This is a genomic window from Microbulbifer sp. (assembly GCF_051659245.1).
In the GTDB taxonomy this organism is placed as follows: Bacteria; Pseudomonadota; Gammaproteobacteria; order Pseudomonadales; family Cellvibrionaceae; genus Microbulbifer.
This window is the reverse complement of sequence record NZ_JBOFOC010000117.1, coordinates 16,550-38,313: the sequence shown is the minus strand read 5'-3', so window position 1 is coordinate 38,313 and position 21,764 is coordinate 16,550. Positions and strand designations below refer to the sequence as shown.

The window sequence follows — 21,764 nt, the reverse complement described above, 5'->3', positions numbered from 1 at the left end:
GCCACAGTTATTCATGTCAGTCCCCTTCTGGTTTAAGGCGCTTAGCGACCTTGTGTTTCAAAACTCAACCAGTTTAGGGGACTGACCTCCTACTGAGCTAGATCTTGGCTCGCCGCTTTATTACATCTCCTACAAGGGGTTGATCAGGCCTCCCAGCAAACTGCGGTAATCCGCGGCCAGATTTTGCCAACTGAGACTGGAAACATCCGGCACCGGCAGGGGTTCACCGCGGCCGATGCGGTTCGCGCACTCGAGCATAGCCCTGCTCAGGTTGGCGGCGCAGGACTCGGTGTCTTCGGGGAAGTGGTAGCCGCTGCGCCCGAACCACTCTGGATAGGCCAGGCTGTCCGGTACCAGGGGCTGGCAGCCGGCGGCCACGGCTTCCAGCACCGCCAGTCCCTGGAAATCGTGTCGCGCGGTGGAAAGCACCGCGTGGCTCTCCCACAACAGTCGCCGGTACTCCGCCCCGTCCTGGCGATAGCCCCAGGCGCCCAGTGCGTTGTGCTTTTGCAACAGCTTGCGAATCCTCGCGAACTCCGCCGGCTGGCGGCGGAACTGCTGGCCAACCAGGTGCAGGGTAAAGGGCCGTTGGTGTTGTGCGAACCGGCGCAACGCGGCCAGCAGGATATCGGGGCCCTTGTCGTGTTCCCAACGGTGATTCCAGATAAAGGTTGGCTTATCCGGCCGCGGTCCCGGGTTGGTGAATACCTCGGTTTCCAAGGGTACCGGCAGCACCCGGGATTTATCGGCAATCTCCCGGCAGAGGCCCGGGGGCACACAATCGGGGAAACGCCTGAGCAGTTCCCCCGCGCCCTCAAGCAGGGTGCGGCGGTTGTAGTCGGAATTGAACAGCAGCAGGTCACCGCTGAGCGCGGTGTAAATATTCAGCAGCTGCGGTTCCACCGAGGTGAAGGCATCCGCAGTGCTCGGATAGGCGAACTGGTTTTCGTGAAAGTAGACTGCGGTGGGCACCGCCGCGATCTGCGGCACCAGGCCGCGCAGCGCGGAGAGGTCGGTCATGGAAGTGGCGACGATCAGGTCCCAGGGCCGGCGCAGGGTTTCCGCCGCCTCTCCCCTGCCCCAGCTCAGGCTGTTGCCGCGGATGCGCCAGCTGAAATAGCGCGGCGGCAGTGTGAGCACTGTCCACTGCCATTCCGGAATCGCCGCCACCAGGCCGCGGCGCCAGCGTTTGTGGCTGTCGGCATCGTAGGCGGAAAGCAGCAGGACTTTCATGCTTTATCCCCCTGTAGGAGCGGATGGCCGCCCCCCCGCTCCTACAGGTGTATTGATCGATATCGGCATTCAGTCGAAGGAACGCACATTCGTCAGTCGCGCCAGCAGGCTGGAGGTATCCCAGCGACCGCCGCCCATGGCCTGCACCTCGCTGTAGAACTGGTCCACCAGCGCGGTGACCGGCAGCAGTGCGCCGTTGCGCCGGGCCTCGTCGAGGACGATGGCCAGGTCCTTGCGCATCCAGTCCACCGCGAAGCCGTGTTCGTAGTCCCTGGCGAGCATGGTTTTGTAGCGGTTCTCCATCTGCCAGCTCTGGGCCGCGCCTTTGGAGATCACCTCGATCACCTGCTCCGCGTCCAGGTCCGCGGCCCTGGCGAAATGCAAACCCTCGGCAAGCCCCTGGACCACGCCGGCGATGCAGATCTGGTTGACCATCTTGCACAGCTGTCCGCTGCCCACCGGCCCCAGCCGGTTGAGCGCGCGCGCGTAACAGTCGATCAGAGGATAGGCGCGCTGGTAATCGGCCTCTTCGCCACCCACCATCACGGTCAGGGCCCCGTTTTCGGCGCCCGCCTGGCCGCCGGATACCGGTGCATCCAGAAAGCCGATCCCCTTTTCGCGGCCGATTGCGGCCAGCTCCCGCGCCACATCGGCGGAAGCGGTGGTGTGGTCGACGAACAGGGTTCCACTGTCCATACCCGCAAAGGCGCCCTGTTCGCCTGCCACCACTTGGCGCAGGTCATCGTCATTGCCCACACAGGCGAACACCACCTCGGCATCTCGCGCGGCTTCCTCCGGAGTCGCGCAGGCTTCCCCCGAATAATCCGCCAGCCACTGTTGCGCGCGGCTGGCGGTACGGTTGTAGACGCGCACCGAATGGCCCGCCCTGGCCAGGTAGCCAGCCATCGGGTAACCCATCACGCCGAGACCAATAAAAGCGACTGTTCTCACAATAAATTACCCCCAGATCATCCAGATTAACGCGGCGCCCAGCAGCAGGCGGTAGATTGCAAAAGGTGCCATGCCGATACGGCTGATAAATTGCAGGAAGAAATGAATGCACAAGTAGGCACTGATACAGGAGAGCACGGTGCCCAGCAGTATGTCGCCCCAGGGCACCACCTCCAGGGACAGCAAATCGAAACTCAACAGCATGGCACTCAGCGCAATCACCGGGATCGACATCAGGAACGAGAAGCGCGCGGAGTCCTCGCGCTTCATACCCAACATCAGGCCCGCCATCATGGTGATGCCGGACCGGGAAGTGCCGGGGATCAGCGCCAGAGCCTGGGCGATTCCGATCGCCAGGGCTTTCTTCCAATTGAGCTGCGCCAGTGTCCCAGTGCGTTTGCCCCGAATATCCGCCCACCACAGCAGCACGCCAAAACCGATGGTGGTGGCGGCGATCACCGCTGCGGAGCGCAAGTGGGTTTCGATATACCCCTTGAAAATCAGGCCGGCAAGCCCCGCGGGAATGGTGGCCAGCACGATCAGCCAAGCGAGGCGCCCCTCGTCGGTGTAGCGATTGTTCACCAGCCCACCCAGACCGTCCCGCAGCAGTACCCAGACATCGCGACGAAAATATACCAGCACCGCGATCAGCGAGCCGAAGTGCACCGCCACGTCAAATGCCAACCCCTGGTCCGGCCAGCCCAGCACTTCGGCGGGCAGAATCAGGTGAGCGGAGCTGGAAATGGGCAGGAATTCGGTAAGGCCCTGGATCAGGGCCAGAACAACTATCTGAATGGTTTCCATAGGGTGTTAACTACTGCGAACGGATTTTTTGTCTTTTCTGCCAACTGACTTCATTGCGCAGGTACAGGGGCTCCAGTTCCTCCGCAGCCACCGCGGCCCCCTTCCGCCACAGAGACAGCGCCAGTTCAGCAATATCCCGCGCGTGGATCTGCGCCCGACTGTCGATTTCCGTCAGCGGGGCCTCCGCGAATTCGGCGTAGTGCCAGCCGGGACCGGCAGCGTACAGCGGTCGCGGCAAGTCGGCCCGGTTCAACTGCTGTACCACCTTTTCGGGGTTTTGCACCGCCTCCGGGAGCAGGCTGTCGTGCGGAGCCTGCACCGTGTAAACACCCCAGTAAACCTGCTGCATGCGCGCGTCCAATGCGCTGGCAACCGGCGCCTGGCCCCATTCCGGGTGATTCCGCCGGGCCCCCATGGCCAGCGCGGCGAGGCTGGAAACCGGCACCACCGGCTTGTCTGCGGCGAACGCCAGTCCCTGGGTACAACTGATCGCGATACGCAGCCCGGTAAAGGAGCCGGGGCCGCGGCTGACCGCCAGGGCGTCCAACTGGCCGAGTGTGAGCCCCGCGTCCACCAGCACCCGGTCCACCATAGGCAGCAGGCGCCGCGTGTGATCCCGCTCCGCCTGCACGAACTCTTCGCGGGTCTGCCCGTCACAGTGCAGGGCCACGGAGCAGGCTCCGGAAGTGGTGTCCAGGGCGAGGATTTTCACAGCGCTCTCAACTCAATACTTTGCGAGGAGCGAATTGTGTCATGTCCCACCCGATGAGTCATGCCATCCGTTTTGCACAACGTAGGGTGAGGGCCATGGACAAATCCGCAGGATACGGATTTGGGCAGCTTTAGCTGGCCGAAGGCCGAGCCAGGGGGATGTGGCGAGCCATTGCCCGAATGAAAAAACCCCGGCCACAACCGGGGCTTTGCAGAAGAGAGCCCCCGTATACCGGGGGCTATTATCGCCGACCGCTGAACTACTGCTGCTTCGGCGGACGGCCGCGACGGGCTGCCTTCTTCCTGGTGGCGGTCTTTTTGGCCGCAGTCTTCTTGGGCGGCCGCCCCCGGCGGGCGGCCTTCTTCGGCGGGCGGCCCCGGCGGGCCGTGGTCTTCTTCGCCGCAGTTTCCTTGGTTGCGGCTTTCTTCCTCGGACGGCCGGCCTTTTTCTTCGCTTTCTTGGCGGCCTTCTTGGCCTCCGCCTTGGCTTTGGCCTCGGCCTTCTTAGCCAGGGCCTTGGCTTTAGCCGCGGCTTTCTTGGCAGCGGCCTTTACCCTGGCCGAGGCTTTTTTCTCCGCCGCCTTTACTTTCTTCGCGTCCTTCTTGGCGCGGTCCCTGGTCCAGCGGGACTCAAAGGCTTTTACCGCTGCGGCCAGATCCTTCTCCGCTTTGGCTGACAGCTTTTCCGTCATCTCGGCTATTTTTTGTTTGGCGGCTTCCTCGGCTTCACGTACCGAGTCCATCGCCTTGGCCTTGGCCAGGGCGGTCTTGGCCTCGGCCATCTTGGCGCGCAAGTCTTTTGCTTTCGCATTCGCGCTGCTCAGAGATTTCCTGGCAGCGGCGGTACCGCTTTTTTGCACCCGGGCCCGGGCCCTGGCGACACGGTCCAGCTGCGCATCCAGCGATTTGGCCGCCGAATCCACAGCCTTTTGCGCCTTGTCAATGGCCGGCGATACCGCTGCCGGTGATTTGGCTTTCGCGGGGCGTTTCCGCGCTTTCTTTTTCGCTACTCGTGCCATCCCTTATCTCCTCACTCGGTGGAAGAAATGCCTCAGCAAACTCAAAAGTGTGCCGGCAGTATTGCCGTTTTCTCTCTCTGAAGACTCTCCATGAAAAAAAACTGCCGGAAGGCAGCGGAAAAGTCATTCCAGGGTCGCCGCAACGTGTAATTCGATGCAGCTGTATCAAAGTTAATAAAAAAAACCGGCTTTGCAAGAAAAAAAGGCAAAAAAATGGATTTTTTTACATAAAAAGGGGTTTTTTTTGGCAAATCCGCCCGCAAATTCGTTTTCGGCCGATTTTGGGCTGGCAAATGGGAATTTACTGGCGGTTTCCGGGCAGTTTTTCCTGAACAATCGCCGCCAGCACTTCGATATGATCCCGGCGCAGATTTAGCGCGGGGATATAGCGGTAATCCTCACCACCGGCGCCGAGAAAATTAGCGCGATTCTCCACTGAAATTTCCTCGAGGGTTTCCAGGCAATCAGCAGAAAATGCCGGGCAGATCACGTCCACACTGGAAACGCCCTGACGCCCCCACTCGATCAGTTGTTTATCGGTATAGGGCTGTAGCCACTCCGCCTTGCCGAAGCGGGATTGGAAGCTGACCTGCCAGCGGTCCTCCCCCAGTTCCAGCTCCGCAGCCAGGTGTTCCGCCGTATCGCAGCACTGGCGGTAATAGGGGTCGCCCTTGGCGATATTCGCCTTGGGGATGCCGTGAAATGACAATAACAGCTTTTCCGCCGCCCCCCGCTTCCGCCAGTGCTCACGCACCGAGTTGGCCAGGGCTCGGATATATAAAGGGTGCCGGTAGTAATCCCGAACCAGGGTGATATCGGGAATATCCCGGTTATTGCGATACAAGCGCGCCACCTGGTCGTAAACCGCCGCAGTGGTGGTGGCGGAGTACTGTGGGTAGAGCGGGAAAACCAGAAATGATCCGAAACCTTCCCGGCGCAAGTGCGCGACGGTTTCCGCCAGCCCCGGTTTGCCGTAGGTCATCGCGTGGGTGACGGTAATATCCGCGCGCTGGCCACGCAGATATTCCTGTAGCAATTCCGCCTGGCGGCGGGTGTAGTAGAGGATGGGGGACCCCTCTACCGGCTCGCCATCCTCGCTGCGATCCCAGATATCCCGGTAGGCGGGAGCGATGCGGCGCGGCCGCAGGGGGAGTACCAGGCCGTGCAAAATGGCCATCCACAGCGGGCGGGGTATTTCCACCACCCTCGGATCGGACAAAAACTCACGCAGGAACTGCCGCACTGCTGCGGGGGTGGGCTCAGCGGGGGTACCCAGGTTCATCAGGATAACGGCGGTGGGCATATCAGAGGCCGGAAGACAGAGGTCAGAAGACAGAAAGCGCGGCGGTATTCTCTATGAGCATGGAGCTTTCTGTCATCTGTTTTCTGTCACTTGTTTTCTGAACCGGTCAGGGCTTCAAGTACCTTTTCGCGAATATCGTCCATGGAACCCACCCCCATCACCTTGTGATATACGGGTGCCGTCTCCGGGGAGCGCTCGGCCAACTCGCGGTAAAAGCCCACCAGCGGTTCGGTCTGCTCGTGGTAAACGGCGAGGCGCTTGCGCACAGTCTCCTCGCTGTCGTCACCGCGCTGCACCAGCGGTTCGCCGGTGACATCGTCTTTACCCTCTTCCTTGGGCGGATTGTACTCGACGTGGTATACGCGGCCGGACCCCTCGTGCACACGGCGACCGGACAGGCGCTTGACGATTTCCTCATCGTCCACGGCAATTTCCAATACATAATCGATGACGACATCCGCATCCAACAGCGCCTGAGCCTGGGGGATGGTGCGCGGGAAGCCGTCGAACAGGAAGCCATTGGCGCAGTCCGGCTGGGTGATGCGGTCCTTGACCAGGGCGATGATCAGATCGTCGGACACCAGTTTGCCCGCCGCCATGATGTCCTTGGCCTGCCGCCCCAATGGAGTGCCCTCTTTCACCGCGGCGCGCAACATATCGCCGGTGGATATCTGCGGAATGCCGAACTTCTCTGTAATAAAGCGGGCCTGAGTACCTTTGCCGGCCCCCGGCGCCCCCAGGAGAATGATTCGCATGGTCAGATTGCCTCCAGATTCTGCTGGCGTTCCGATGCCCGCCGCGCCAAAAGAGCGCTACCTTACACGCTGACCCGGAGCAGGGCAAGGTCGCGCGTTTACCGGGCACTGCCCGGTGCGCGACCTTGCGACCCGCCAGGGATGGCGGGGCCGGGGCTCGAACAAACACGTCGCAGCCGCGCCAGGGATGGCGTGAACAAATCCAAATACCCGCAACGACCGACCGGACAGCGCGCGTTTACCGGGCACTGCCCGGTGCGCGACCTTGCGACCCGCCAGGGATGGCGGGGCCGGGGCCCGAAGTGGCCAGGCCGTGGATGGCCGGCGAAGGAACGGCTGCCGACAGACACGCCGCGGCGGAGAATGCCAAACTATGCTTTCCCTGATACCTCCGAGCAAGAGATGACCAGGGATCATTAAATGAAGATTGCCATCTATAACGCCCAGCCCTACGAAAAACGGTATTTCGACCGCTACAACCGCACTCTCGGGCACGAACTTCTCTACGTCGACACCCACTTCGATACCACCACCCTGGCCCTGTGCAATCCCAGCCCGGTGATCTGCGTGTTTGTCAACGACCAGATTCAAAAGCCGCTGCTGGAGCAAATGCGCGACCAGGGCGTCAGGATGATTGCGCTGCGCTGTTCCGGCTTCAACCATGTGGATATCCGCGCAGCCAACGAATTGGGCATTGTGGTGGCCAACGTGCCCGGCTACTCGCCATATGCGGTAGCGGAACATGCGGTGGCGCTGATCCTGTGCCTGATTCGCAAGGTGCTTCGGGCCCACGCGCGGGTGCATGAGGGCAATTTCTCGCTGAACGGCCTGATGGGATTCGACCTGCATGGCAAAACCGTGGGTGTGGTGGGCACCGGCCGGATCGGCTGTGCATTCGCGAGTATAATGCGCGGCTTCGGCTGCGGGCTGCTGGGCACCGATCCGGTGGTTAACGAGAAGTGCCTCGGCCTGGGGATGGAATACGTGTCACTGGAAACCCTGTGCCGCCACTCGGATATTATCTCGCTGCACTGCCCGCTGCTGCCGGACACCCATCACCTGATCGACGAGCACGCCCTGTCGACGATGAAAAGCGGCGTCTGCCTGATCAACACTTCCCGCGGCGCAGTAATCGATACCCCCGCGGCTATCCACAGGCTGAAATCGGGGAAAATCGGCTACCTGGGGCTGGATGTATACGAGGAGGAGGAGAGCCTGTTCTTCGAGGATCATTCGGACACAGTGCTGAGCGATGATGTGTTCGCGCGACTGCTCACCTTCAACAACGTGCTGATCACCGGCCACCAGGGCTATTTCACCCGGGAGGCGATTACCGATATCGCCAGAACCACCCTCGCCAATGTGGCGGAGTTCGAGGAGACCGGCAGCTGCTCAAATCAGCTGATTGCGCCCCCTAGTGGTTAGTGGCTGGGGTGGATAAGCGCAGCGCATCCACCCCACACGATAAAATCCCCTTCAACGCTCCCGGTTCTTAGCCTGATTCCAGAGTTGATCCAGTTCATCGAGCGATGCCTCCACCGGCCGGCGCCCCTGGGATTGCAGTTCCGTTTCCACGGCGCCGAAGCGTCGCTCGAATTTACGGTTGCAGTGGCGCAGCGCGCCTTCCGGATCAACTTTCAGGTGGCGCGCGGCATTGACGCAGGAGAACAACAGGTCTCCCAGTTCCTCCCGGCTGTGCTCGCGGTCACCGCTGCGGACCGCTTCGCGCAATTCGGCGATTTCTTCCTCTATTTTCTCCAGTACGCCGTCGATATCCGGCCAGTCGAACCCCACGCGCGCGGCGCGCTTTTGCAATTTGCCGGCGCGGGTCAGTGCCGGCAGGCCGAGGGCGACGCCGTCCAGCACACCCGCCTCTCCTTTGGCATGGCGCTCTTCCGCTTTGATGGCCTCCCAGTTTTCCTTTACCCGGGCCTCGTCAATCGCCGCGCCGCGGTTATCGCCGTAGAGTTCTCCGTCCGGAAAAACATGCGGGTGGCGACGCACCAACTTGCGCACCAGAGTGTCAGTGATACGGGAAAAATCGAAATGGCCGGCTTCACAGCCGAGTTGGGCGTAGAAGATGACCTGAAACAACAGGTCGCCGAGCTCTTCGTGCAGGTGTTCGAAATCCTGCGTTTCGATGGCTTCGGCCACCTCGTAGGCCTCCTCGATGGTGGAGGGAACGATGCTGGCAAAATCCTGCTTCAGGTCCCAGGGGCAGCCGCCTTCGGGATTGCGCAGTTGCTTCATCAAATACAGCAAGTCTTCAACAGTGTATTTTTCTTGCACGGTGTTTCCTTCTCCGCAGGGTGCGCCGTGCGCACCGCAATATAATTTCGGTGCGCACGGCGCACCCTACGCGGACCTGCGGCCCGTTGCGGAGCTGGCGGCGGGCGCCCCCGAGCTCCGCGGTCCCGATATTCCACATTCCGCATTCATCACTAGTGCAGTATCCGCCGCCGTGCCGAAGCCACGTTGGGCAGTTGGTTGATGCGGTGCAATACGCGGCTCAATTCCTCGAAATTGCGGATCTCTGCGGTGAGCACCATGTCCACCGTGTGCTTGTGCTTGTTGGAACGCGTCTGCATGGCGGTGATATTGATGCGCTGGCTGTCGAGCATAGTGGTGATATCCCGCAGCAGGCCGTGGCGGTCGTAGGCCTCGATCATGATTTCCACCGAATACAATTCCTTCGGCTTTTCCGCCCATTCCACCAGCAGTACACGCTCGGACTCCTCGGACTGCATGCGCAGCATGTTGGCGCAATCCTTGCGATGAATGGACACGCCGCGGCCCTGGGTGATGTAGCCCATGATGTCGTCGCCGGGGAGCGGGTTACAGCAGCGCGCGATGTGGGTCATCAGGTTGCCGACACCATCGATGTACACGTCCGCTTTGCCCTCGCCCCGGGCCACCGAGGCGGTGAGCGAGGGCAATAGCTCCACCCGGTCCACCCTGACCATGCGCTGGGCGGTGTTGAGTACCTGGCCCACACCGATGTCCCCCGCACCCACTGCGGCGTAGAGGTCGTCCAGGGAGTGCATATTGAGCTTGCCGGCGAGCTTGTCGAAATCGAAATCGTTCAATGCCAGCTGCTTGAATTCCCCGTCGAGAATACTGCGTCCGTCGGCGATATTCTGGTCCCGCGCCTGCTGCTTGAACCAGTGGATCACCTTGGCGCGGGCGCGGGAACTGGTGATGTAGCCCATGCCGGAAGAGAGCCAGTCGCGGCTGGGGGCCTCGCGCCTGCCGGTGAGGATCTCCACCTGGTTGGCGGTCTGCAGCTCGTGGTTGAGCGGCACTATGCGCCCGTCCACCTTGGCGCCCCGGCAGCGGTGGCCGATCTCGGTGTGGATCTTGTAAGCGAAATCCAGTGGCGTGGCACCGCGGGGCAGATCCACCACGTGGCCGTCCGGCGTGAACACATAGATGCGCGTATCGATCTCGCTGGACTGCAGGTCGTCCTGCAGCGGGTTGCCACCCACTTCTTCGTGCCAGTCGAGGACCTGGCGCAGCCAGGAGATTTTCTGCTCGTAACCGTCCTGCCCCTCCAACTGGCCGGACTTCCTGTCGGTACCCTTGTAGCGCCAGTGGGCACAGACACCGTACTCCGCCTCCTCGTGCATGGCCGAGGTGCGGATCTGCACTTCCAGTACTTTGCGATCCGGACCGATCACCGCGGTGTGCAGGGAGCGGTAGCCGTTTTCCTTCGGCGAGGCGATATAGTCGTCGAACTCGTTGGGAATGTTGCGCCACAGGTTATGCACTATGCCCAGTACCGCGTAGCAGTCGCGCACCGTGGGCACCAGGATGCGCACCGCGCGGATATCGTATACCTGGGAGAAGCCGATATTCTTGCGGCGCATTTTGCGCCAGATACTGTAGATGTGCTTTGCGCGGCCGTAGACCTCGCCGCGGATATCCGCCCGCGCCAGCTCGTTGCGCAGCAACTCCAGCACCTGGTCGATATATTTCTGCCGCGCCAGGCGCTTCTCGTCCAGCAGGCGCGCTATCTGCTTGTAATCACTCGGTTCCAGGTAGCGGAACGAAAGATCTTCCAACTCCCATTTGATATGGCCGATCCCCAGGCGGTGGGCCAGCGGCGCGTAGACATCGGCCACCTCCCTCGCGACCCGCCGGCGCTTGGCCGGGTCGGCATTCTTCGCCGCGCGGATGGCGCAGGTGCGCTCGGACAGCTTGATCAGCGCCACGCGCACATCGTCCACCAGCGCCACCAGCATGCGGCGGATATTCTCCGAGTGCTCCTCCACCGCAGCGCTTTTACCCTCGCCCCCGGTGTCGGCGCTACGGCTGCGAATCGCGGCCATGCGCAGGACGCCGCGGATCAGCTTGGCCACCGTGTTGCCGAACTCCTCCTCGACGGTTTTCAGCGGCAGGCGCTTTTCCCGCACTGCGCGGTAGAGCACCGCGGCGCACAGCGCTTCGCTGTCAATCTGCAGGTCGGCGAGAATCTCGGCCATCTCCAGGCCGGTGCGGAAGCTGCTGGCACCCTCGACCCAGATATTCTCCGCGGCGATCGCCCGTTTCTCCGCCTCGGCGCTCAGTTCCGCGGCCCGGCGCAGGATTACCAGGGCACCGCCGTCGAGCTTGGCCAGGGTCTGCACATGACGCAGCCAGGACTCGAGGTCCAGCTCGCTGTCAGCGCCCAGGAAGTGGTGTTTTCTTACTTGAACCATCTAGTTGCCGAACTAATTGCCGAACAAACCGGAAGACAGGTAGCGGTCCCCGCGGTCACAGATAATCGCCACTATGGTGGCGTGCTCCACTTCCGCAGACACCCGCAGGGCACCGGCGACGGCACCGCCGGAGGAGACGCCGCAGAAAATGCCTTCGACCCGGGCCAGTTTGCGGGTCATTTCCTCCGCTTCCCGCTGGCTGATATCCAGGGTCCGATCCACCTCCTCGGCAGCGAAGATACTGGGCAGGTAGGCGCTCGGCCAACGGCGGATGCCGGGAATGCTGGAGCCCTCGGTGGGCCTCAGGCCGACGATTTGCACTGCGGGGTTCTGCTGCTTGAAATAGCGGCCACAGCCCATGATTGTGCCGGTCGTGCCCATAGAAGAGACGAAGTGGGTGATCTCGCCGTTGGTCTGGCGCCAGATCTCCGGACCGGTGCCCTCGAAATGCGCCCGCGGGTTGTCCTGGTTGGCGAACTGGTCCAGCACCAGGCCACGCCCTTCCTCCTGCATTTTCAGTGCCAGGTCCCGAGCGCCCTCCATGCCCTCCTCCGCGGTCACCAGGATCAATTCGGCCCCGTAGGCAGTCATCGCCGCCTTGCGCTCATCGGTGGCGCTCTCCGGCATGATCAGCACCATGCGATAGCCCTTGATCGCCGCGGCCATGGCCAGGGCGATGCCGGTGTTGCCGCTGGTGGCCTCGATCAGGGTGTCCCCGGGCTTTATCCGGCCGCGGGCTTCGGCATGCTGGATCATCGACAGAGCCGGCCGGTCCTTGACCGAACCGGCCGGATTGTTCCCCTCCAGCTTGAGCAGGATGGTGTTACTGGTCTCGCCCTGCAGACGCTGTAGCCGAACCAGCGGCGTGTTGCCTACGCAATCGGCGATTGTGGGGTAATCCATGGTGATGCGCGTTCCAGATTCAAACCTCAACGGGAGACAATGATCAGTGATCGGTGATCAGTTATCAATGAACAGGGGCGAGACATTGATCATTGGTGATCAATCACTGATCATGGCGCCTGATAACGAAGAACCAAAAACCGAAAACGGACCATATGGTACAGGATCCGCCTCTCCGTCTGCGCTCACTGCGCTCGATCGTGTTCCGCTTTGTCCTGGCGCCGGCACTGCTGCTGGCCCTGGTACTGGGCATACTGTTCAGCCTGCAGCAGCTTCACGAGCGCCGCCAGCTACTGTTGAGCCACGGCCGCGCCAGCGCGGAGCAACTGGCGTCGCTGATCCAGCTGAGTGGCAGCCAGCCGTCGGAACTGCGCAAGGAATGGCTGCACCAGAGCCTGCTGGCGCTGATGCTGGAAAAGGACATGGTGCGCTCGGTGCACATCTACACCACCGACGACGTCAAGGGAGCCCCCCTGAACGACGACAGCGGACTGCGGCTGCTGGCCGGCGTGGGCCCCCGCCCACGCGCCACCGTCAGCGCCGCCGAGCTGCATGGCCATGCGCCCTTCATCTACGAGAAATCCGGCAGCCTTCAGGTGCTGCAGCCCCTGGAGGGAGATCCGCTCAGTTGCTGGCTGAGCATCGAACTGCACCGCCCCTATTTTGTCGTCGGCACCTATCAGGTGGTGGTGGTACTGCTGCTGGGACTGATCGTGTGCACCCTGGCATCGCTGATGTGGTCGGTGTTCCTGTCCGAGCGCTTCGCCCGCTCCCTGGGGCGGCTGCGGGAGACACTCTCGGCTATCGGCGACGGCCGCTTCGCCGCCCGCGCCAGCGAGAGCTACAACCGCGAGCTATACCAACTGGCGGAGCAGGTCAACGAGATGACGGCGAACCTCGCCAACCACCAGCGGGATTACAAATCCAGCCTGCATCAGTCCATGGAAGACCTCCGACAATCCCTGGACAGCATGGAAGAGCAAAATATCGAACTGGACCTGGCGCGCAAGAAAGCGCTGGAAGCCAGCCAGGTAAAATCCACTTTTCTCGCCAATACCAGCCACGAGATCCGCACACCGCTGAACGGAATCATCGGATTTACCAACCTGCTCTTGAAAACCGATGTGGACGAATTGCAGCAGGACTACCTGCAGACCATCCTGCGCTCGTCGGAAAGCCTGCTTACCACCATCAACGATATCCTGGACTTCTCGCGCATCGAGTCCGGCAACCTGGTGCTCGACCATATCCCCATGGACCTCGGGCAACTGCTGGAGGAAACCCTGCAGATACTTGCGCCCTTCGCCTATGAACATCAGTTGGAACTGGTACCACTGATCGACAACCAACTGCCCACTACCCTGATCGGCGACCCGTTGCGCATCAAGCAGATACTCACCAACCTGGTGGGCAGCGCGGTGCGCAGTTCCGAGAACGGCGATATCCCGGTGCGCGTCAGTATACAGAGCGCCAGGGAGTCGGAACTGATGGTGCGCATCAGCGTCACCGACCTCGGCAATCGCATCGACGAACAGGGCCGCCGGGAACTGCGTCAGTTGGTGGAGCACAGCACCCAGCGACACAGCCAGCGACACAGCCAGCAGATCAGCAGCAGCGGCCTGGGCCTGGCGATCGCGCGCAGCCTGATCCAGCGCATGCGCGGCAGTATCGGTATCGACGAAACCGCCGACGGGGGCTCGACCTTCTGGGTGCACCTGCCCCTGCTGCTGGAGCGCAACCGCGCCGCGCCGGTGCGCGACCAGTTTCCCGGCGCCCGCCTGCTGGTCGCAGACCCCAACAATATGACCCGCATGCAGGTGGCGCAGCTGCTCAGGCACTGGCAGGTGGAAGCGGTGGAACTGGCGGACACCAAAACCCTGCAGCCGGCGGTGGAGCAGATGTGGCGCCACGACTCGCAGCCGGATGCGGTAATCATCGACACCGCCATCGCCGGTGGCGATTTCGAACGGTTCGTGGGCACGGTGCAGCAGTTGGTGGATACCTACCAATGCCGGGTCATTCTGCAGGGTTCACCGGTGGAACTGCGCCGCTGCTACGAACAGTTGCGCACCCGGGTGCTCACTTTCCTGCGCAAGCCGGTAACCCGCGACAACCTGCTGCGCGCCCTGCGCCGCGCCGCGCCGCAATCGGGGCAGGCCCCGCGCATCACCGGCAGCTACCCAGCCCTGCCCTGGTCCGCCGCGCCGCGGGTGCTGGCGGTGGACGACCACCGCGCCAACCGCTTGCTGGTAGGGGAACTGCTGCGCGCCCAGGGCGTGGACGCCACCGTGGCGGCGAGTGGCGAAGAAGCGTTACAACTCTGGCGACAGCGGGAATTCGACCTGATCTTTATGGATATCCAGATGCCGGATATGGACGGCATCGCAGCCACCCGCCGGATTCGCGAAGAGGAAAAAAGCCAGGGGAATCCCGATAAGCGCATCCCGATCATCGCGCTCACCGCCCACGCCGGCGCCGAGGAAAAGGCCCGTCTGCTCTCCGCGGGAATGGACGACTACCTCAGCAAGCCTGTCAGCGAGGCGCAGCTCAACCATATGATCAAGCGCTGGATGAAAATCCTGGCACCGGCGATGCCCGCACCGGGAAGCGAGCGAAGCCCCCGCCCGGTGGATATCGGCGAGAGCCTGGGCCTCAGCAACAACGACCCCAAACTGGCCCGCGACATGCTGCAGATGCTGCTCGACGGGCTGATCGCCGACGAGCAGGAATTGAACCGCCTGCAGGCCGAGGGGGATCACAAGGGTTTGTTCGAGCTGGTACACCGTCTGCACGGCGCCTGCTGCTATTGCGGCGTGCCGAGGCTGCGCGAGGCCACCGCGAGGTTGCAGCAGCAGCTGCGCCCGCTGCAGGAGAAGGAAGAGGCGGAGATCGACGAGCGGAGCCTGGAGGCCACGGCGCGTGAAATCCGAACACTCCGCGACTGGAGCCTGGAGCAGGATCTGGACGCGCTGTTCGGTTTGGTGGCGAGGGAGGCGCAGACGTAGACACTCTGCGATTTCAAATCCATTTCTTATTGACTCGTCATACCGGCGCAGGCCGGTATCCAGTCTGATAGCGTCCGGGTTCCGGTACCGGATCGGGTCCGGCATGACGTTCCTGTCCCGGAACAAGGAAAGTACGGTGGGGCGAGCCTGTGGCCCGCTTGCCGAGCTGGAGCTCGGCGCTCCCAGGCTACCCGTTCTCGAAAACCACAAACGCCAGGGCAAAGTCCTTTTCGTCGGACAGGGTCAGGTGAATCCCGGTCACTCCCATCTGCTCCGCGCGCGCCTGCGCCTCCCCGCTCAGGATCACCTGCGGCGCCTCACCCCGTCGCCGGCGCACTTCGATATGCTGCCAGGAAATACCCGCGCCGATTCCTGTGCCCAGCGCCTTGCCCAGCGCCTCCTTGGCGGCGAAGCGCTTGCACAGGTAGGCGGCGCGGTTGGGGATCGCCAGTGCGGCAAAGGCCTCCCGCTCCCCCGGCGACAGCACCCGCTCCACGAAACGGTCGCCAAAGCGGCGCCAGGCGGCCTCTATGCGGGTCAGACTGCAGATATCCGTGCCGATACTAACGATCATCGCTTTTGTAGACCTGTTTGAACAATTCGCGGCTCTGCAGCGGTTTTTCCCCGAGCAGGGGAGCCAACAACAACCGGGTCAGCCGCTTCGCCGACGCCAGCAGCGCTTGGTCGAATTCACCACTGTGCCGGGCCCGCTCCAGGGCCTGCAGATCCGCGCCGGAAAATTCACCCACCGCCTGGCGGCCGCCCCGCCGGAAAACCGGCACAAAGCCGGTTTCATTTTCCAGCCGGTAATTGCCCTCGGCAGTAACCGCTTCCTGGCTGTGGGCACAGTAATCCAGCTGCGGGCAGCTGCCGAGTTCGTATAACAGCTGCAATTCGAAACGCCGCAAAGGCGATTCCAGCTGCTCCGCACTTTCCCCACCCACTTCCGCCAGCCCCTGCAACAGGGTCTGATAGCAGGCGAAAATCCCGTACTGGGCCTCCCCCACCGCCAGAAGGCGCACCAGCAACTCGTTGGCATAGAGCCCCGCGTAAACTGCCCTCCCGCGGAGCCAGACCGCGCTGCCGGCGCTCTCCACCGGGCCCAGGGTTTTCAGTCCGCCGCGGCCCAGCAGGGAAACGAGTAGCGGAGCAAAAGGCTGCAGCGACTGCCGCCGGCGCTGTTTGTCCCGCCGTGCGCCGCGGGCCACACAGCCGATGCGGCCGAATTCCGGGGTGAGCAGCTCCAGGATCAGGCTGGAATCCCGGTAGGGTCGGGAGTGGAGGATGTAGGCGGGTTGCAGCGGCTGGTGTCTCATGTCTTTTCGAAGTCGGGAATCAATCGCGCAGCGCGGATCCCCGCACTCCGGTCAGTCGTCTTTGTAACCCAGGCTGCGCAGGGCGCGCTCGTCGTCGGACCAGCCAGATTTAACTTTCACCCAAAGATTGAGCATCACCTTGCTGTCGAACAGCTGCTCCATGTCCTGGCGCGCCTGGCTGCCGATCTGTTTTATGCGCTCGCCCTTGTTGCCGATAATAATGCGTTTCTGCCCGGCGCGCTCCACAAGTATCGCGGCGCTGATATGCAGGATTTTACCCTCCTGGGCAAACTCCTCCACTTCCACCGTGACCTGGTAGGGAATTTCCGCTCCCAACTGACGCATGACTTTCTCGCGCACGATTTCCGCGGCGAGAAAGCGCGAACTGCGGTCGGTAATCTGGTCCTCGGGAAAGAAGTGCCGGCCCTTGGGCAGGTGCTGCATAATCACTTTTTCCAGCGCGTCCAGGTTGGTGCCGCGCAGGGCGGAGATGGGCACAATTTCCGCCCGCGGATGCTGTTCCGCCAGGGCCTGCAGCTGCGGCAGCAGTTCGCCCTTGTCTTCCAACTGGTCCACCTTGTTGACGGCGATCACCAGCGGGGTCTTGAGGCCCCGCAGCCTGTCCGCCACCAGTTGGTCCCCCTCGGTCCATCGGGTGCGCTCCACCACGAACACCACCACGTCCACATCCCGCGCGGCGCTCGCCGCGGCGCGGTTCATATAGCGGTTGATGGCTTTGTCCGCATCGGCGTGCAGGCCCGGAGTGTCGACGAATATGATCTGGTTCGGCCCCTCGGTCTTGATTCCCAGCATATTGTGTCGGGTGGTCTGCGGCTTGCGCGAGGTGATCGCCAGCTTCTGGCCCAACAGGTGGTTCAGCAGGGTGGACTTGCCCACGTTGGGGCGGCCGACGATGGCGACATAGCCACACCGGGACTCGGGACCCGGGACCCGGGACTCGGGCGCGGCGGAATCCTGCGACCCGCCACCCTCCCCTGCCCGCGACCGGGCGCCGGAAGTCTTCCCACTCTTTTTGCTCATTCGGAGCCCTCCTTCCCGGGTCCCGGGTCCCGATGGTCCCGGGTCCCGTTTGTCAGACGATTATAGGCTTCTGTGGCCGCGGCTTTTTCCGCCATGCGACGGCTGCCGGCCTCGCCGCGCACCGGTTTGCTCAGGCCGCTCACCTTGCACTCCACGACAAAGCGCTGGGCGTGCTCGGCGCCGGCAATATCCGCCACTGTGTACTCCGGCAGCGGGCGCCCGCGCGCCTGCAGCCATTCCTGCAACTGTGTCTTTGGGTCTTTAGCGGTCTCCAGGGACAGGCGCTGCAGCCGCGGGGCGAACCAAGCCAGCACCCGCTCGCGCGCGGCTTCCAGGCCGGCGTCCAGGTAGATGGCGCCGATCAGCGCTTCCACGGCGTCGGCGAGTATCGAGGCGCGGCGGCGGCCGCCGCTTTTCATCTCTCCCTCCCCCAGTCGCAGGCAATCGCCCAGCTCCATCTCCCGCGCCAGTTGAGCCAGGGTCTCCCCGCTCACCAGCTGCGCACGCAGGCGGCTGAGCTGGCCTTCGCGGCCGCTGGGAAACTGTTCGAACAGGGCGGCGCCGATAGTGAAACCGAGAATGGAGTCGCCGAGGAATTCCAGCCGCTCGTTGTTGCGGCTGCCGTGGGATCGGTGGGTCAGCGCCAGTTCCAGCAGGTCCCGGCGCTCAAAGGTATGGCCGAGCCGTTTGCACAGGCGCTCGAGTGAAAGGTCAGTCACGTTTACTGAATTGCTCCAGGTCTACCAGCGGCTTGCAGCAGAGTTCCGGCTTGGCCGTGTTGAGCTGCTTGTCGAATTTCATCACTACGTCGACGTTGTAGATCAGCGGCTGGCGCAGTTCGTAGTCGACACTCACCAGCATACTGTCGGCGCCGCGAACAATCTTTACCGCCTTAGTGGGTTTACCGCGCACGTTGTTGATCCGGAAAAAGCGATCCAGCTCTTTTTTGATATCGCCCCGGCTCATATCCCTGAGCTCGGCGTTTTCCGCCAGCTTCCTGAGCCCCTCATCGACGTAGTAGGCGTCGATATAGGCCGGCCCCATTTTCGATACACAGGTCAGAATAAAGCCGAATACCACCACTACCAGCAGCCAGCCCCAGTAGCTCATGCCGCGCTGGTTGCGAAGGGAAGAAAAGTCATACCCACCCATGGATTTGCCCTCGATTTTTATTGTCGGTTTTTACTCGATGCTGCCCACCCGGCTAAAGCTGGGCAGGCTCAGCAGTTTGTCCCAGTGCATCCAGATGGCAAAGGCCTTGCCCACCACGTCGCGCTCCGGCACGAAGCCCCAGGCGCGGCCGTCCAGGCTGTTGTCGCGGTTGTCGCCTATCATCAGGTAGTGCCCTTCCGGCACCACGCCGCGATAGTTACTGTAGGGGCTGGCGGGAATGTGCTTGGCCATCAGGTGGCGGCGACCGTAGATCTCCTCCCACAGCACCTCCTGTTCCGGATCGCCCGGCGGCAGCGCCTGAATCAATTCCTGGGGTGCGCGTTCGCCATTGATGTACAGCACATTGTTTTCGATACGAACTTTATCCCCCGGCAGCCCGATCACCCGCTTGATAAAGTAGGTGTCGTTCATATGCGGCGGGAAGAACACCATCACATCGCCGCGCTGGGGCTCGCCGATATCCACCACCTTGGTGCGCGATACCGGCAGGCGCAGGCCGTAGGCGTATTTGTTCACCAGGATAAAATCCCCGACCTCCAGGGTGGGCCACATGGACGCGGAGGGGATCTGGAAGGGCTCCACCAGGAAGGAGCGCAGCACAAAGACGATCGCCAGCACCGGGAAGAAGGACTTGGCATACTCCACCACTACCGGTTCCGCGGCGGCCTGGCCCCTGCCCTCACCCCGCTTCTGCTTGCGGCGATGGGCCAGGAACAGGCTGTCGAACAGCCAGATAGCACCGGTGATCACCACCAGCCAGAGCAGGATAAGTGGAAAATTAATATCCATATCGGTCTCAAATAATCAATTAACAACGATCAATTGACAATAAACAGGAATCCACGACCAGAAAATTGATCATTGACTAATTGTTTATTGGTCACCTGAATCCGTGACTTCAGGGCGGATGCAGAGTGCAAGATATTGGCGTCACAGTGGATTTTCCGAGGGAGTGGCGTATCCGAGATACGGCCGACTGAGGAAAATTCGCTGTGGCGTCAAGAGCTTATCCTCTGCGCCGTCATGAAGTCACGGATTCAGGTGGTCATTGATCCACCTTCAGCACCGCCAGGAACGCTTCCTGCGGCACCTCCACGCGACCCAGCTGCTTCATGCGCCGCTTGCCCGCTTTCTGCTTTTCCAGCAGCTTTTTCTTGCGCGTGACGTCGCCGCCGTAACACTTGGCGGTGACGTTCTTGCGCAGCGCCTTGACCGTGGTGCGGGCGACCACCTGGCCGCCGATCGCCGCCTGGATGGCCACGTCGAACATCTGCCGCGGGATCAGCTCTTTCATCTTCTCCGCCATGGCGCGGCCTTTCTGCTGGGCGTGCTCCCGGTGCACGATCAGCGCCAGGGCATCCACCCGGTCGCCGTTGATCAGGATATCCAGGCGCACCAGTTTTGCCGGGTCGAAGCGCACAAAATTGTAATCCAGCGAGGCGAAGCCACGGCTCACGGATTTGAGGCGGTCGAAAAAGTCCATCACCACCTCGCTCATGGGCAGCTCGTAGCGCAGCGACACCTGGCTGCCGGCGTACTGCATGTCCTTCTGCAGCCCGCGCTTCTCCACGCAGAGGGTGATCACATTGCCCAGATGCTCCTGGGGCACCAGGATATTGGCCTCGACGATGGGCTCGCGCATCTCGGCGATATTACCCGGGTCCGGCAGTCGCGAGGGATTGTCCACCGAGATGATCTCCCCGTCGGTCATCTCCACTTCATAGACCACCGTGGGCGCAGTGGTGATCAGGTCCAGGTCGTATTCCCGCTCCAGGCGCTCCTGGATGATTTCCATGTGCAGCATGCCGAGGAAACCGCAGCGGAAACCGAAGCCCAGGGCATCGGAGGTCTCCGGTTCGTAGAACAGCGAGGCGTCGTTCAGGGACAGCTTGTCCAGCGCATCGCGGAACGCCTCGTAGTCGTCGGAGCTGACCGGGAAGAGGCCCGCGTAGACCTGTGGCTTGACCTTCTGGAAGCCCGGCAGCATGGATACCTCCTCGACACCCTTGGCGTGGGTCAGGGTATCACCCACCGGCGCGCCGTGAATGTCCTTGATCCCAGCCACCACGAAGCCCACCTCGCCGGCGCGCAGCACGCCGGTCTCCTTGCGCTTGGGGGTAAACACCCCCACCCTGTCCACCACATGGGCACGGCCGATGGACTTGGTGACGATTTTATCCTTGGTGTGCAGCGTGCCCTGCACCACCCGCACCAGGGATACCACGCCCAGGTAGCTGTCGAACCAGGAATCGATGATCAGCGCCTGCAGGGGCGCGTCCACGTCCCCCTGCGGCGGCGGCACCAGGCGCACCAGATCCTCCAGCACGTCCTCCACTCCCAGGCCGGACTTGGCGCTGCAGCGGGTGGCCCCGGTGGCGTCGAGGCCGATGATGTCCTCGATCTCCTCCGCCACCCGGTCCGGGTCCGCCTGGGGCAGGTCCATCTTGTTCAGCACCGGGATCACCTCCAGGCCCTGCTCGATGGCGGTGTAGCAGTTGGCTACTGATTGCGCCTCCACCCCTTGGGCGGCGTCGACCACCAGCAGCGCGCCCTCGCAGGCCGCCAGGGAGCGGGACACTTCGTAGGAGAAGTCCACATGCCCCGGGGTGTCGATAAAGTTCAGCTGGTAGGTTTTGCCGTCCCGCGCGGTGTAGTCCAGGGTCACGCTCTGGGCTTTGATGGTGATGCCCCGCTCCCGCTCCAGATCCATGGAATCCAGGACCTGTTCGGCCATCTCGCGGTCGGTGAGGCCGCCGCAGACCTGGATAAAGCGGTCCGCCAGGGTGGATTTGCCGTGGTCGATATGGGCAATGATGGAGAAATTGCGGATACGGGAGATATCTGAGGCCACAG

At 62.4% G+C, this 21,764-nt stretch carries 19 protein-coding genes; 2 read left to right on the top strand and 17 right to left on the bottom strand.

Annotated elements, in window-relative coordinates; genetic code table 11:
- Nucleotides 1-129: 129 nt before the first annotated feature.
- The 7 genes from ACRC0P_RS12560 to adk all read right to left on the bottom strand — a co-directional run bounded on the left by ACRC0P_RS12560 (nt 130) and on the right by adk (nt 6,776).
- Complete coding sequence (locus ACRC0P_RS12560; protein ID WP_438631402.1) at nt 130-1,233, bottom strand: tRNA-queuosine alpha-mannosyltransferase domain-containing protein; 1,104 nt, start codon at nt 1,231-1,233, stop codon at nt 130-132.
- Nucleotides 1,234-1,302: 69 nt separating this feature from the next.
- On the bottom strand, nt 1,303-2,184 hold the full coding sequence (locus ACRC0P_RS12555; protein ID WP_438631400.1) for an NAD(P)-dependent oxidoreductase: 882 nt from the start codon (nt 2,182-2,184) through the stop codon (nt 1,303-1,305).
- A 6-nt stretch (nt 2,185-2,190) separates the two neighbouring features.
- Nucleotides 2,191-2,988 (bottom strand): undecaprenyl-diphosphate phosphatase, encoded by a 798-nt coding sequence (locus ACRC0P_RS12550; protein WP_438631398.1) that lies wholly within the window; start codon nt 2,986-2,988, stop codon nt 2,191-2,193.
- A gap of 10 nt (nt 2,989-2,998) precedes the next feature.
- Nucleotides 2,999-3,700 (bottom strand): tRNA (adenosine(37)-N6)-threonylcarbamoyltransferase complex dimerization subunit type 1 TsaB, encoded by a 702-nt coding sequence (gene tsaB / locus ACRC0P_RS12545; protein ID WP_438631396.1) that lies wholly within the window; start codon nt 3,698-3,700, stop codon nt 2,999-3,001.
- A 259-nt stretch (nt 3,701-3,959) separates the two neighbouring features.
- On the bottom strand, nt 3,960-4,622 hold the full coding sequence (locus tag ACRC0P_RS12540) for a hypothetical protein (RefSeq protein WP_438631394.1): 663 nt from the start codon (nt 4,620-4,622) through the stop codon (nt 3,960-3,962).
- Between the two features lie 397 nt (nt 4,623-5,019).
- Nucleotides 5,020-6,021 carry a ferrochelatase gene (gene hemH / locus ACRC0P_RS12535; protein WP_438631392.1) on the bottom strand — a complete coding sequence of 334 codons (1,002 nt, stop codon included), beginning with the start codon at nt 6,019-6,021 and terminating at the stop codon, nt 5,020-5,022.
- Nucleotides 6,022-6,107: 86 nt separating this feature from the next.
- On the bottom strand, nt 6,108-6,776 hold the full coding sequence (adk, locus tag ACRC0P_RS12530) for an adenylate kinase (RefSeq protein ID WP_438631390.1): 669 nt from the start codon (nt 6,774-6,776) through the stop codon (nt 6,108-6,110).
- 420 nt (nt 6,777-7,196) lie between these two features.
- On the opposite strand from adk, the gene ACRC0P_RS12525 reads away from it, so the two are divergent.
- Complete coding sequence (locus tag ACRC0P_RS12525) at nt 7,197-8,201, top strand: 2-hydroxyacid dehydrogenase (protein WP_438631388.1); 1,005 nt, start codon at nt 7,197-7,199, stop codon at nt 8,199-8,201.
- Nucleotides 8,202-8,252: 51 nt separating this feature from the next.
- On the opposite strand, the gene mazG is transcribed toward ACRC0P_RS12525, so the two are convergent.
- The 3 genes from mazG to cysM all read right to left on the bottom strand — a co-directional run bounded on the left by mazG (nt 8,253) and on the right by cysM (nt 12,376).
- The gene (gene mazG / locus ACRC0P_RS12520; protein WP_438631386.1) at nt 8,253-9,065 is read right to left on the bottom strand and encodes a nucleoside triphosphate pyrophosphohydrolase; all 813 of its coding nucleotides are present in this window, start codon (nt 9,063-9,065) and stop codon (nt 8,253-8,255) included.
- 152 nt (nt 9,066-9,217) lie between these two features.
- On the bottom strand, nt 9,218-11,473 hold the full coding sequence (gene relA, locus ACRC0P_RS12515; protein ID WP_438631384.1) for a GTP diphosphokinase: 2,256 nt from the start codon (nt 11,471-11,473) through the stop codon (nt 9,218-9,220).
- A 12-nt stretch (nt 11,474-11,485) separates the two neighbouring features.
- Entirely contained in the window at nt 11,486-12,376 is an 891-nt protein-coding gene (gene cysM / locus ACRC0P_RS12510; protein WP_438631382.1) for a cysteine synthase CysM, read from the bottom strand.
- A gap of 155 nt (nt 12,377-12,531) precedes the next feature.
- On the opposite strand from cysM, the gene ACRC0P_RS12505 reads away from it, so the two are divergent.
- Nucleotides 12,532-15,381 carry a response regulator gene (locus ACRC0P_RS12505; protein ID WP_438631380.1) on the top strand — a complete coding sequence of 950 codons (2,850 nt, stop codon included), beginning with the start codon at nt 12,532-12,534 and terminating at the stop codon, nt 15,379-15,381.
- A 187-nt stretch (nt 15,382-15,568) separates the two neighbouring features.
- Here the strand turns inward: ACRC0P_RS12505 and acpS are convergent, their stop codons facing one another.
- The 7 genes from acpS to lepA form a co-directional block, all read right to left on the bottom strand.
- On the bottom strand, nt 15,569-15,955 hold the full coding sequence (gene acpS / locus ACRC0P_RS12500; RefSeq protein ID WP_438631378.1) for a holo-ACP synthase: 387 nt from the start codon (nt 15,953-15,955) through the stop codon (nt 15,569-15,571).
- On the bottom strand, nt 15,945-16,697 hold the full coding sequence (recO, locus tag ACRC0P_RS12495; RefSeq protein ID WP_438631376.1) for a DNA repair protein RecO: 753 nt from the start codon (nt 16,695-16,697) through the stop codon (nt 15,945-15,947). Before recO ends, acpS begins: the two co-directional genes overlap by 11 nt.
- A gap of 51 nt (nt 16,698-16,748) precedes the next feature.
- A complete protein-coding gene (gene era, locus ACRC0P_RS12490) occupies nt 16,749-17,738 on the bottom strand; it encodes a GTPase Era (RefSeq protein WP_438631374.1) in 990 nt (329 codons plus the stop codon).
- The gene (gene rnc / locus ACRC0P_RS12485) at nt 17,735-18,457 is read right to left on the bottom strand and encodes a ribonuclease III (protein WP_438631372.1); all 723 of its coding nucleotides are present in this window, start codon (nt 18,455-18,457) and stop codon (nt 17,735-17,737) included. The genes era and rnc overlap by 4 nt, the downstream gene beginning before the upstream one ends.
- Nucleotides 18,450-18,890, bottom strand: a complete 441-nt coding sequence (locus ACRC0P_RS12480) for a DUF4845 domain-containing protein (RefSeq protein ID WP_438631370.1) — start codon at nt 18,888-18,890, stop codon at nt 18,450-18,452. The genes rnc and ACRC0P_RS12480 overlap by 8 nt, the downstream gene beginning before the upstream one ends.
- Before the next feature lie 30 nt (nt 18,891-18,920).
- Nucleotides 18,921-19,700 carry a signal peptidase I gene (lepB, locus tag ACRC0P_RS12475; protein ID WP_438631368.1) on the bottom strand — a complete coding sequence of 260 codons (780 nt, stop codon included), beginning with the start codon at nt 19,698-19,700 and terminating at the stop codon, nt 18,921-18,923.
- A gap of 256 nt (nt 19,701-19,956) precedes the next feature.
- Nucleotides 19,957-21,762 (bottom strand): translation elongation factor 4, encoded by a 1,806-nt coding sequence (gene lepA / locus ACRC0P_RS12470; RefSeq protein WP_438631366.1) that lies wholly within the window; start codon nt 21,760-21,762, stop codon nt 19,957-19,959.
- Between the last annotated feature and the right edge of the window lie 2 nt (nt 21,763-21,764).